This window comes from Vulcanisaeta distributa JCM 11217 (assembly GCF_001316005.1).
Classification (GTDB): Archaea; Thermoproteota; Thermoprotei; order Thermoproteales; family Thermocladiaceae; genus Vulcanisaeta; species Vulcanisaeta distributa_B.
Genome location: NZ_BBBJ01000006.1, coordinates 132,670 through 145,376, shown reverse-complemented (window position 1 = coordinate 145,376; position 12,707 = coordinate 132,670). Strand labels below are relative to the sequence as shown.

The 12,707-nt window shown below is 45.4% G+C and carries 12 protein-coding genes and 2 pseudogenes; 6 read left to right on the top strand and 8 right to left on the bottom strand.

The window, feature by feature from the left end:
- Window positions 1–196: 196 nt before the first annotated feature.
- From JCM11217_RS07900 to JCM11217_RS07880, 5 genes and pseudogenes are all read right to left on the bottom strand, one after another.
- Complete coding sequence (locus JCM11217_RS07900) at window positions 197–1,606, bottom strand: DUF2079 domain-containing protein (protein WP_243678761.1); 1,410 nt, start codon at window positions 1,604–1,606, stop codon at window positions 197–199.
- A 59-nt stretch (window positions 1,607–1,665) separates the two neighbouring features.
- Entirely contained in the window at window positions 1,666–2,844 is a 1,179-nt protein-coding gene (locus JCM11217_RS07895) for an MFS transporter (protein ID WP_054842592.1), read from the bottom strand.
- Window positions 2,841–3,517: pseudogene (locus JCM11217_RS07890) on the bottom strand (DUF3834 domain-containing protein). Before JCM11217_RS07890 ends, JCM11217_RS07895 begins: the two are co-directional and overlap by 4 nt.
- A gap of 83 nt (window positions 3,518–3,600) precedes the next feature.
- Window positions 3,601–5,283: an SLC13 family permease gene (locus tag JCM11217_RS07885; protein ID WP_243678760.1), complete on the bottom strand. Its 1,683-nt coding sequence runs from the start codon at window positions 5,281–5,283 to the stop codon at window positions 3,601–3,603.
- Window positions 5,284–5,352: 69 nt separating this feature from the next.
- Window positions 5,353–6,117: a glucose 1-dehydrogenase gene (locus tag JCM11217_RS07880; RefSeq protein ID WP_054842591.1), complete on the bottom strand. Its 765-nt coding sequence runs from the start codon at window positions 6,115–6,117 to the stop codon at window positions 5,353–5,355.
- A gap of 57 nt (window positions 6,118–6,174) precedes the next feature.
- Here JCM11217_RS07880 and JCM11217_RS15240 point away from each other — a divergent pair, with 57 nt between their 5' ends.
- From JCM11217_RS15240 to JCM11217_RS07865, 3 genes are all read left to right on the top strand, one after another.
- Window positions 6,175–6,645 (top strand): hypothetical protein, encoded by a 471-nt coding sequence (locus JCM11217_RS15240; RefSeq protein WP_243678759.1) that lies wholly within the window; start codon window positions 6,175–6,177, stop codon window positions 6,643–6,645.
- 305 nt (window positions 6,646–6,950) lie between these two features.
- The gene (locus JCM11217_RS07870) at window positions 6,951–7,355 is read left to right on the top strand and encodes a hypothetical protein (RefSeq protein WP_054842590.1); all 405 of its coding nucleotides are present in this window, start codon (window positions 6,951–6,953) and stop codon (window positions 7,353–7,355) included.
- Window positions 7,356–7,391: 36 nt separating this feature from the next.
- Window positions 7,392–8,762, top strand: coding sequence for an aspartate aminotransferase family protein (locus JCM11217_RS07865; RefSeq protein WP_054842589.1), 1,371 nt, complete (start codon window positions 7,392–7,394; stop codon window positions 8,760–8,762).
- A gap of 48 nt (window positions 8,763–8,810) precedes the next feature.
- Here JCM11217_RS07865 and JCM11217_RS15235 read toward each other — a convergent pair whose 3' ends face one another.
- Window positions 8,811–9,161 (bottom strand): isochorismatase family cysteine hydrolase, encoded by a 351-nt coding sequence (locus JCM11217_RS15235; protein ID WP_243678758.1) that lies wholly within the window; start codon window positions 9,159–9,161, stop codon window positions 8,811–8,813.
- 315 nt (window positions 9,162–9,476) lie between these two features.
- Between JCM11217_RS15235 and JCM11217_RS07855 the strand changes: the two genes are divergently transcribed.
- Both JCM11217_RS07855 and tsaD read left to right on the top strand, forming a co-directional pair.
- Window positions 9,477–9,851 (top strand): hypothetical protein, encoded by a 375-nt coding sequence (locus JCM11217_RS07855; protein WP_054842588.1) that lies wholly within the window; start codon window positions 9,477–9,479, stop codon window positions 9,849–9,851.
- Window positions 9,851–10,864 (top strand): KEOPS complex N(6)-L-threonylcarbamoyladenine synthase Kae1, encoded by a 1,014-nt coding sequence (gene tsaD / locus JCM11217_RS07850; protein ID WP_054842587.1) that lies wholly within the window; start codon window positions 9,851–9,853, stop codon window positions 10,862–10,864. The genes JCM11217_RS07855 and tsaD overlap by 1 nt, the downstream gene beginning before the upstream one ends.
- An 85-nt stretch (window positions 10,865–10,949) precedes the next feature.
- Here the strand turns inward: tsaD and JCM11217_RS07845 are convergent, their stop codons facing one another.
- The gene (locus JCM11217_RS07845) at window positions 10,950–11,456 is read right to left on the bottom strand and encodes a type IV pilin (protein WP_243678757.1); all 507 of its coding nucleotides are present in this window, start codon (window positions 11,454–11,456) and stop codon (window positions 10,950–10,952) included.
- Between the two features lie 208 nt (window positions 11,457–11,664).
- Window positions 11,665–12,027, bottom strand: a complete 363-nt coding sequence (locus JCM11217_RS07840; protein WP_054842586.1) for a hypothetical protein — start codon at window positions 12,025–12,027, stop codon at window positions 11,665–11,667.
- 215 nt (window positions 12,028–12,242) lie between these two features.
- Here JCM11217_RS07840 and JCM11217_RS07835 point away from each other — a divergent pair.
- Window positions 12,243–12,646, top strand: a pseudogene (locus JCM11217_RS07835) (alcohol dehydrogenase catalytic domain-containing protein).
- Window positions 12,647–12,707: the final 61 nt, after the last annotated feature.

Genomic DNA, 12,707 nt, shown 5'->3' with positions numbered 1-12,707 from the left:
TAGCCCTGAACCTCAGCCTTTAATAATCCAGCCATAGAACCTCTACTGCTAATTGACATTAATATATATGTTACGTTCATATTAAGTACATATTCATTATAATTAGGTATTGACATTGGAAATACATATGCATCAATTCTATTTGCAAAATGAGGAAAAATGCTGTCGATTGTTAGTACGGATGCATTATTAGGTATTAATTTAATGACTGAATTGATAGCCTTAACCCTCGCTGAATTAAGTTGCCATATAAATACGTATAGGTTTTGCGGGGGGGCAAAGGGGGGCTTAATGGATTATATAATACAAATAGCAATATACTAATGATTAATGATGAAGTTAGTACGTACTTAACATATTGCTTAAATTGCTTAATGCGATTAATACCCATTACATACGCCACAAATAATTGGGGCATTACGTACATAGTGTATTGAAGACCTAGTGAATAGTAAGAGGTGTATGTTGATAGGATGGAGAAGGCTGTGTATGGAATTACTGGTAATAGCCATAGCGGTGATAATAACGATGGAAACAGAGGCGCCCCCCCAAGTATTGCATAGTACATTATTTTCTGCCTTATGTTCGTGAGAATTGATTGCTTAACGAATGACCAATACTTCATGGCGTACCATATGAAGTTAATTGGATTGCCGGAATAACCAGCTATTGTGGATGGGTTATATACCGTAAACGATGATTTATAGGAATTAATTAATCCCATAATCTTTGGCGTTACTGCTATGTAAAGAATTATCATCGCACTAATTAAAATCACATTCACTACGTACTTGCTCAGCTCCTTACCCTTAATAAGATTGTACATTATTGGTATGATCATCGTTAGGGCAATTATTGGTGTATACTCAATAATCATGAGAAATAATGCCATTGATACCGTGGCCGGTGTCCACCTCCTCATCAATATAAACAATACAGTGATAATATAGAGCAGCGGTATGAAGACTTCAACGTGAAAATCAAAGTAAAGGGGACTTGCTATGCCCGGGCTGAGTAGATATATTAATGAAGTTATGAAGGCAATATTCCTATCACGTGTTAATCGCATGCTCATAATGTATAGTGGAATTACGGGTATATATAGCAGGAATGCTTGTAACACTAGCAGTGTTATTGGGTGTGGGTTTAGGTAGTATATTGGTGTTAGTGTGAATAGTATTGGTGAGAAGTGTGTTCCTAGGAAGCTTCCGCTTGGGTTTGTGTAAAGTTCAACTGTGTAATAGAAGAGCCTATGATAAAAGGCAGCACTAAACAAAGCCTGCTCAAAAATACCCAAATCCCAGGCATAAGCATTATACGTCAAATACTTAATGTAAGATAGTGATGATCCAAGTACTATGAATAATGTCATTATGGCGATTATTGTTAGGAAATACCTATCCTCACGTATTAACCTAATTATTCTGTATGTAATTGGTGTTAACCCAATGATTAGACCTATTATGAAGGTTATCGATAATACTTTCTCGAGGGTTTCATAGAGACCTAACGATATAGTGTTGAGGTAACCTAAAGTCCAAACTAAATAGAATGGTATTATTAAAGACATGCCTATTAATGTGTGTATTTTGTTGTTCAATTTCACGATAAACCAAAATTGAATGAAGTACTTAAGCCTAACGCATCAATTAAATGCTGAATTCATTATTCACGTGGCCTATCTACTGATTTAACGTACCTCCTTAGGAAGAATAACGCGACCAGCACTGGTGGTATTAACACAATAAATGTGCTCCTAATACCTATTAAATCTGCTATGTAACCGGTTATTGTGGGTGTTACTATGCCTATGAGCATCATGAATGAGAAGAATAAGCTATTGGCGGCATTCCTATGCTGTGGTTTAAAGGCCCTCGATATTGATACAACAGATAGTGGATACGTAGTACCATGCGGTATACCCAGTATTAATAGGGCTACTGCATAGATTAGTGGATTATTCGTAAGTACAATCAGCAATATGCCGGCCACGGTCATGGTAACGGCACTGGCCATGTACGGCCACAGCCTCTCCGCAGGTCTAATTGATAGGTATAGCCTGCCTAAGAAGGATGTTACGAAGAACAGCGAGAAGAGGACCTCAACCATTGAGTAGCTAATTCCGAAGGAGTCCTTGGCGTAAATGCCGCCGAATGCCATTAGGAAGGAGAAGACAACGTTGTAGGTGGCTATATTTAGGACCGCCGCTATAAATCCTGGGTTTGATATTACCGTAGTCGTGCTCACTGCGGCATTATCCTCAGCACTCTCTTCGGGGGGGAATTTAACGAACGGTGCTATTGCAAGAGCTAGTATTGGAAATACCGTGAAGAATAGGAAGGACTCCCTGAGCCCGTAGTACTTCAGTATTAACGACTCAATGGCTGGACCCAGTATTAAGCTAATGCTCAGGGACAACGTGTATATGTTTAGTAATCTCTCCCTGGCCCTCCTGTCCGGCAGTAGGCTTGCCGAGGTTATTACATTGGGCATTAAAAAGCCTAGGACGAAACCTGCCGCGGCGGAGAGTATCCATATGGTGAGTGGTGATGATAACCAAAATAGCGGAAATACAATGGCGTAAAGGACTGATGCTGCTATGAAGGCAATCCTCCTATGACATGCCCTCAACCTTGAATTCAACAGGCCGCTGCTCAGGAATGTCATTAACGATGTTAAAGCAGACAATACGCCAATCAGTGTATTGCTGAAGTGAAAGTTATACCTGGCGATCAGTGGTATTGTCGTCAGTAGCATGTTGTTTGATGCCCTAATGGCTATGGTCAATGGCACTATTATTGATATTGCCTGTATAAGGCCCAGGTACTGCCCCCCCCTCGTCATTTCCCGCCACCATACCTTTTAACGACTTCTACGAACCCCCCCCTATAATCACCCGGGCTATAAATACCATACTCCACCCTAGTCAATACGTTTTTAATGAACTCCCTCGGTAGCTTAATCGGTAGCTTATTAGCCACATAATCAACGGCGTCTTCTAAGTTTTTCCTGGCTATTTCAATTCCAGCCCTATAGACATCGATGAAGTACTGCGGATCACCATTAACCTGAGCACCACAGCGCCTGGCGCGCCAACTAAGTCCTCTAAAAATTCGCCTTTATACTCGAGAACCCCCCCAAGGTTTAGAACAGCGCTTTGCGCATAGCCTGTGTTAAGGAGGTTAAGAACTGACGGCCAATCATCCGCATAAACGAGTTCAGCCCTTAGACCAGCCCTATCTAACAACGCCCTAATAAGCACATCAGCTGCACTACCACGTCTCCAAACAGCTATCCTAGGACCCCCCCTCAATTCAGGATACACAAACATTAATCGCCTAACCGTCACCACGTCAATCCTTAAACCACTCCTTACCAATGACGTGAGCGAGTCAGCTATTGCATACGCACTTGGCTCCTCATTACCCTTGCCAAAGACTAGGTCGAGATCCCTATACTCCCTGGTAGCTAATATTAATGGGTAGGAGACCGGGCCTGGCGCTGCTATGATCTTCATATCGATATCGGAGAAGATATCTAATTTATAAAACCTACCCGCAGGTTACAACTTCATTAATCCTTCCCTAACGGTGCATTTTTCTAAATGGCGTGGGTGAACAGGAGCGTTATTATTAATGTTAATACCAGTAATATTGTGCCCATTATTAGGTAATCCCTGGGCCTGTAATTCCCTGGGTTGTAGACGAGGAGATTTGCTGGATGGCTAAAGGGCGTTAGGAATGTGGTTGTTGATGCCATAGCAACCACAGTCACCGCAAGCAGGGGGGGATTCGGGTATGTGAGGGCTATCGGCGTCATTATCGTTGCAGCGCTCACGTTATTCACGAAGTTCGCGATAATCGCAGTTATTAGGAATAAAACAATAAGTGACTTAGGGAGTACGCTGGCTATTACTGTTGATAATCCACTACTGCTCATTGCGTAACCCAGGGATAGGAACGATGCTATGAATATTAGGACCGACCAATCAACGTATTGGTAAATCCTCCTATAATTAACAGCGCCACTTAGCATAAGTATTATGATCCCCCCCGTGAGAAATGCCAATGCAATGTTTGCACCTAGTAATGATGCGAGTGTTGCCCCCAACAACACGGCAATAGACACGGCGCCCTTCCTAACATCAAAGAGCTTGGCGCCTCTGGTCCTAAGAGGCACTAAGCCATAATCACTCATGAACTTGGCAATACTCTCCTCACTGCCCATTAGTAGCAGTGCATCACCAGGCCTGAGCACCACATGCGAAATTCTACCGTATATCCTCCTATCCCCCCCTGCGGAGATTCCCACGATCTTGACGCCGTACTTATTCAACACGTCTAGGTCAGATATCGTATAGTTAATGATGGTTGATGAACTCGTTATTAGCGCCTCAATGACATCCTTACCCTCAATCTGTGTGGATTGAGGTACCAGGGCTAACCCCCCCTTTATCGATGAGATTATTGGTAGTTTATCAACGGGAACCTCCATTATCAACGTAACTCCACCATGAATCCTACCTGACCTGGATAACCTCCTCGGTAATATAGACCTTATCTTAATACCATACTCCCTCTCAACCTCGCGCCTCGTCTTACCAATCAATTCACAATCCTCACCAACCTGAGCCTCAACAACGTATTCACCAATCTTCAAATCATCAACGCTAGTAATCACACTCTCCCTGTTTGGTAATAATAAGTATATCAGCAGTAATGCTGGTATACTCGCAAGAATTATTGCCAGGCCTATATTTAAGAATTGAAAAATAGGTAAATACCTACCAAACCTCTCATACCAAAGCTGGTCAATTATTAAATTCGTACTGGTACCAAATATTGTGTACCTACCACCGAGAATGGCTGCATAGGAGAGGGGAAGTAGATACTTAGATAGTTTCTTGTTGTGGCTTCTCGATACGGCATACATGAATGGTATGAATATTGAAACCAACGCCACATCACTCATGAAACCCGATAATAACGATACTATCAACATGATAATGAGCAGGAGCACGTACTCATTCCTAAACACCTTATCCAACTCCTCGGCTAATTTATCGAGAAACCCCGACTCCTCAAGAACCTTACTAATCACCATGACACTGCCGAGCACCACAACCGTGGTGGAGCCAATGAATGCCAGGGCCTTCTCGGGACTAATGATGCCGCCAACGATTAGTAAGACCATGACTATGAGGCCGACTACGTCATACCTAACGATACGTATTAATAATAGTATTATTGCTAATACGAGTACGGTCAATACGTAGTATTCCATGAATGAGAGACCAATCATAAATTTAAGGGGGGGTAAGTAGGGCAGGGAATTATTTAAGGAGTTAGTTCATTAAATCCCATGGGTTAGGTAGTCAATTCTACCACCATCAGCCACTATTGTCTGTCCAGTGATGTACCTAGCCCTATCACTGGCTAGGAAGAGCACCACATTAGCTATGTCCTCAGGCACGCCAGTAGTGCTTAGCATTGTCCTAGACCTAACCAGCGCCTTTGCCCTCTCAACCTCCTCCGGCGTCCTATTGGCCGTGGTCATGTCAGTCTCAACCCAGCCGGGCGCGACCGCGTTGACCCTAATACCGTACCTCCCAAGCTCAAACGCCATGCGCTTCGTGAGTATTATCACGGCAGCCTTCGTTATTGCGTAGTACGTCGTACCTTCAAAGGCCGTGCCTATGCCCGCGTTCGATGCTATGTTTATTACAACACCCCCCCTAGTCCTCTTTAACTGCGGCAGGAATTCAAGGGTCATGTATATAATGCCCTTGACATTGACGCCCATCATCCTATCAAACAACTCCTCATTATATGACTCAAACGGCATTAGGTACATAACACCAGCGTTATTAATGAGTATATTAACGTCACCAAGCTTATTACTAACGATTTCCGCAGCCCTCCTAACCTCATCCCTATTAGCCACATCGCACTTAATCGCCAATATCCCCATTCTCTCGAGTTCCCTAGCCTTATCATCACTCCTGGCGTAGGTTACGGCAACCCTAGCGCCCTCCCTTAGGAATGCCTCGGCGATAGCCCTACCTATACCTCGGGTACCACCCGTGACCATAACCACCTTATCGCTGAACTCGCCCATACGAGCATGAGCATCGCACAAGTGCTTATAAGGATTAAATCAACCATATAATAATAAATGGAGTTCCTAGCACCACTTAACTCGGTTAATGTTGGAGGTAGATTATTAAGTAACGCCAAGGTCTCAATAAGTGATAAGTACGTATTCATAATAGGCATTGGGCCAGACGGCAGTTATGAGGAGAGGTTACTGGAGATCAATAGCGATGAAGCTAGGCAAATAATTAATAGCAGTAAGGATTACTTTGGTGAACTTCTCGATAGACTTGACGAACTCATCATTAATGTTGGGCGTGAGGTCAACGTTAATATTAATGCAAAGAGTATCGAAACAGAGGACCCAATTCAATACTTAATGAAAAGGCTCAATAACCATGATGAGTACCTCAAACTCGTTGGTGATGGTTGGAGGAGGATTCTCGACTCCGTGAGACTTGGTAAGGTAAGTATTAACCTTGCAGGTAGTGATAGGATTTACGTAACGCACAGCGGTAATAACATAACGCTAAACTTGGTGGCGGAGCCATAGAGGGTGGCATCATTGAGGTCATAACCTACACCGAGGGTAAGGTAACGGGAATCGTTAGGGGTTAGGGTTGGTGAGGACGTAGTTGTTAAGGTCGACATTAGATCCCCATCATCCCTAATAATACTGTCTCAGGCAAGGGATGTTGATAGGCTGGGCAATCCATTCATTAGCCTAATGCCTAGGGTTAGAGATCACGTTATTAAGTATGCTAATGAAATACTAAGCGTGATGAGGAGGTATGGAGTGATTCAGTGATTTTCTCATAAAGTAATGCTTAAAGCCCCCCATTTTAATGGTATGTAGCCGTGACGAGCGAGCAAGCGGAGATCCTGGGTCTCAGGAAGAGCGCTGAGATTAAGGGTAAGTATGCGGATTTGATTATGTACATCACCAAGGGCAGTAAGAGGACCTTCCTAAGCGGTGTGATTAAGTGCCCATTCACTAACAAGGAGTTTAGGCTTTACGTGACGCCACACACAGACCAGGTAAAGCTAGGCTTCATACAGCACTTCAGCGGTTTTAATGAGCATATAGTCAGGACTAAGGAATATGGGCAGTGGCTTGTTGTTAAGGTTGAGTCGTACTCAAGGAATTCATTCCATAGAAGGAGGTACTTCGTATGCGTGAAGTGCGGCTATAAATCGACTAGACTCGTTGATGCATTGCTTCATTTAATTAATGTTCACGGTTTCCTCACAAGGTTACCATAACAATACTTAATAACTGAATAATTCACGAATTAATCAATGAGTGGTCTTAGTGGTAGGGTTCAGGAGTTGATTGATAAATACACTAAAATTTATTCGGAGAAGACGGGTAAATCCAGGGAACTATTCGAGAGGGCTAGGAAGGTACTTCCTGGAGGTACGACGTATCAAATAAGGTACTTCGCACCATACCCAGTCTACATAACTAAAGCCAGCGGTGTTAAGGTCTGGGATGTTGATGGCAATGAGTACGTGGATTACTGGATGGGCCATGGAACGCACATACTCGGCCACTCACCAGACTTCGTGGTCAAGGCCGTTAATGAGGCGACCTATGGAGGTACGCACCTAGGATACCCAAACACCCTGGAGGTTGAGTATGCAGAGTTATTGACTAAGGTAATACCTAATGTCGAGATGGTTAGGTTCTCGAATAGTGGTACTGAGGCCAATATGTACGCCGTTAGGCTTGCAAGGGCGTACACGGGGGGGCGTAGGTATGTGATTAAGATGGAGGGTGGCTGGCACGGTGGTTATGATGGCTTGCATGTCGGTGTCAACCCACCGTTTGAGGGTCCCGAGAGCCTTGGGCTTCCTCTCGAGCACATTAAGTACACAATCGTGGTCCCATTCAACGACTTAGACGCACTTGAGAGGGCTTTAAAGGGCTTTGACGTGGCCGCGGTGATCATGGAACCCGTGCTCGGCTCAGGCGGTTGTATAGAGCCCCCCCAGCCAGGCTACCTAAAGGGTGTTAGGGAATTGGTGGATAGGTATGGCGCACTGCTCATATTTGATGAGGTAATCACGGGCTTTAGGCTCGCCCTTGGCGGTGGTCAGGAATTATTTAATGTTAAGGCTGACATAGTGACGCTTGGTAAGATAGTCGGCGGTGGTTACCCAGGCGCTGGGGGGGCCATTGCGTCCAGGTCAGAAATAATGGAATTGCTGGACCAGGTCAAGAGACCAAGTGCTAGGGCAAGGAGCTTCCATGGAGGCACATTCACGGGCAATAGAGTGACACTAACCGCAGGCTACACACTGATTAATTACCTGAACCAGCACAGGACACTCTATGAGAACTTCAACAACCTCTGGAATTGGGTGCGTGGGGGGGAGATTGACAAGGCCTGTGAGGAGTACGGCAGGATCTGCTGGACGACGGGTGTTGGTAGCATGCTCGGCATTCACTTCACGAGGAACAGGCCAGTAAATGTTAGGTCGGCTTACGCTGATAGAATTGATGAGAACTTATACCACCTAATGCACCTGTACATGAGGACCAGGGGCATACTATACATGACGGAGCACATGCCCCACCTACTACCATCAATGATACACACGAGGGACCACGCAAACGCATTAATAGAGGAAATGAGGAACTTGCTGAGCGAAATAATGCGTAAATAATGATTTTTATTTTACCTTTCAATTCAATTTAAATATGCCAAGGCAACATCATGACCAGTACTTAGCTAATTCATCGGCCGTTATTACTGGGAAGAACCTCCTCATGTTGGCCAGTGATCTCTCGTGGGCTTCCCTGTCATATGATGATACGGCGTCAGATATAATCACCGGTATGAAGCCCAGGGCGTAGGCATGTCTCGCGCTGGTCTCCACTCCAATGTCCGTTGCAATACCTGTGAATACCACGGTGTACCTACCCGAATTCCTGAGCAATAGCTCCACGTTTGTCCCCCCCACAAAGAGTGACCAAGTGTTCTTGTTGATCACTATGTCATTGGGTTGTGGTTGGACTATCAACTCCATTTCCTCGGGCTTAAACCCTCCCCCCCTCCACGGCATTATCTTCGTAGTTATGGGCTCGAAGCCACTTGGGTATGGGTTATCTTCGTGAATATTATCGGCACATTAACCCTCCTGGCCGCGTTAATCGCGGTGTTCAAAGCCTCTGAAACTCATCCCTATTGAATATACCGTTAAACAATGCCCTATGCACATCCCAAACCACAAGGACTGAATTACTCGGTTTTAGTATTTCCCTGAGTACGTCAGGACTAACCATACATTACCCGTAATCAAACCTCGGATTTAAGCATTGCCCACCTGCCGCGCGTAGTAAGTTTAATTTACTCAATGCGAGGCAGTAGAGTTACAGACATGGGCCTAATTGAGTGCATAATCGTCGATGCATTGAGGAGACTTGGCAGGGTGAGCATGGATAGGCTAGCCAAGATGGTATTCCTCATAGATAGGTTAGGGGGGGGATTTGAGGCATTTAATTGGGATAGGATTGACCTGGTACTAACGAGTCCGGAGTTCATAAGCGTTATTGAGAGATTAACAAAGGCAGGCGTTGTCAAGACCGTGGGTGACTTCATAATTCCGCTGGATAACAATTACGACCCGGGGGGGTGTGGCTGGCTCGAGAATTCCGTGAAGTCGGCGATCGACTACGTAATTAATAAGTATGGCGGATTAAGTGATGGTGAGTTGGATGATGTTGTTGACTCGATAATGGAGGGGGTGTATTAATGACGCTCGTGCTTGGCATTGAATCCACGGCACACACCTTCGGTGTTGGAATTGCCAGTGAGGATGGAGTACTAATTAACATTAATGACACATACACACCACCGCAGGGTGTGGGCATACACCCAAGAGTCGCGGCTGACCACCACGTGGCAGTGGGGCCAAAACTACTAAGCGAAGCCCTAAGGAGGCTCGGCATTGGCATTAGGGATGTTGATGCCGTGGCCTTCTCCATGGGTCCAGGGTTAGGCCCAGCCTTAGGTCGGTGCTACCCTGCGAGGGCGATAGCCATTAAGTTCGCCAAGCCATTGGTTCCTGTGCATCACGGTGTTGCGCATGTTGAGGTCGCCAGGTGGTCTGTCAGGTTTAGGGACCCGCTTGTCCTACTCGTGTCTGGAGGACACACTATGGTCATAGCCCACTCAGGGAGGACCTACGGGGGGGTTTTCGGCGAGACGATAGACATGGCTGTGGGTAACGCCCTAGATTACTTCGCAAGGAGTGTTGGGTTGCCAAATCCCGGCGTGCCACACCTGGAGGAGTGCGCGGAGAGGGGCAGTAAGTACATACCACTGCCGTACACAGTGAAGGGTCAGGACGTATCCTTCTCCGGGTTAGTCGAGGAGACCCTAAGACTCGTTAAGAAGGGCGTTGCGTTACCCGACGTGTGCCTAAGCCTAGTTGAGACTGCGTACTCAATGCTAGGCGAAGTAGTCGAGAGAGGACTAGCACTGACGGGCAAGAAGGAACTATTACTGGCCGGCGGCGTGGCGAGGAGTAAGAGGCTTAGGTCCATAATGGAGTGGATAGCCAATGAATTCAACGCCAAACTAGGCATAGTACCGCCAGAGTACGCAGGGGGGGATAACGGAGGAATGATAGCACTAACGGGGGGGCTACTAGCCTACAAAAGCGGAATCACCATAGACCCAACGGAAGCAGTGACAAAACAAAGATGGAGACTAGACGAGGTGGAGACACCCTGGTTCGGAAACGAACCCTGGTTTAACAAATAACCACAGAACATCAGCGAGAGAATAAATGAGGAGAAAAATAAAAGAATCGAAATTTTAACGAGACCAATTTAAGGCATTAAACTCATTATGAACTTGCTGTTACTGTGAATGGGTACGTCTGCCCACTAACTGTAGTTAAGTAACCACTGTATTGAACACCAACCTGAGCAGCTTGATAACCGCTACATGTTGATGATATTGATTGTGAAGCACCATTTAGATATACTGCTGATACACCAGTGAAGTTACCATTAGTTATAGATAATATTATCTTTACCTGAGCTCCCTGCGTACCGGCAGGTATCTGAAGCGGGCTTGAGAATACGCATGATAGACTTCCTAATGTAAAGCCATTAATGCCTATGCCGCTGCTCGATGGATTACTAATTAAAAGCGTTAAGTTAGCAGAGGTACCTGAGCTAACACCAGTAAGGCCAACAGCTTGTACCTGTAGTGTTGCTGTTTTGCTTGCTGAGCCTGCTAGGCCGAAGACCCACACGGCGACTGCCACTGCCAGCGCTATTGCCACGGCTATGAGTATTATTGTTGCTACTACGTTTGATATACCCTTTCTATTCATTTTGGTTGCCATACGGCATAGCCTTCTTTCAACTACTTAATAAGTGCTCACATGCGTGTGGGTTAATACTTTCTATTCCAGAAAAACTCTTTCTACAACAATAGAAACATGAGGAACACAATAAACCTGCGTGGGCATTCTACGGACTTACTCCTTCTTTGTATTGATTAATGCATTGTTCAGTTTCAATTCTTTCTCCTCGTTTAATTCAGTTTCTTAACTAATATTTAAGGGCATCAATTAGTAATTGATTCATTGCCAAAATTGTGTTATTAATGCCGTAGAAACCCATTGACGCGGCTATGTTTCCAGCCACGGCTATTAACTTCATGGCTATGAACACTGCCATGAACCACCTGAGCATTGGGAATCTCAGCATTGCCAGGTACATGCCGGTTATCACCACCTCATAGGCTATGAAGGCCAGGGCAGCCGCCAAGTAATTACTGAGGTGCATGACTGTTGCGTAGTAATTGAGTTCCTGAAGCCCAAATAGAGAGAAGGCTAAGTAACTCGTTACTAAGTCAAGCGCGTTGGCGAGCGTGGCCATCAGGAATAGCTCTACCTGACTGTCAATATTCATTATTGCATTCTCTTTCTACGCGCGAAATATAAAAGGCTTGTTGAGAAGTTATGAGTAATTATGTTGTTAACTCTTTGTAGAATTGTTGAGAAGAGATAGAAATCACGGAATAGAAAAGAAAATACATGCAAATCACTTGGGAAACACACCCAATACTTAAATCCCTGGTCAATCCATGGATTTGCCTGGTATGAAGGCCGTGGGCTTTGAGGTGCATGGCGAACCAAGCGTGCTTAAGGTCATGGAGCTACCAGACCCCCCCAGGCCCTGGCGAGGTTGTTGTTAGAGTCCTGGCTACCTCATTGAATAGGATTGATGCTATTGTGCGTAGGGGTTACCCAGGGATACCGGTTAAGTTGCCTCATGTGCCTGGTGCAGACATAGTTGGTTACATAGAGTCTGCCAGACCCGGCACGGACCTTGGGGGGGAGTTTAGGGTTGGTGATTTAGTCCTAGTCAGTAATGTGTGGGGGGCTGTGGGTCCTGCAGGTTTTGTAGGGCTGGTATGGAGGATCACTGTCCCTCGTGGACCATGCCCGGCTTTCACGTTTGGGGGGGTGGGTATGGCGAGTTGGTTAGGGTTCCCGTTAGGCCCTTGTCAAGGCACCTAGGGAGTTGAGCATTAATGAGTTGGCCGTATTACCGCTGGCTACAGCGTTTCCTGGAAGGCCCTTAAGGTT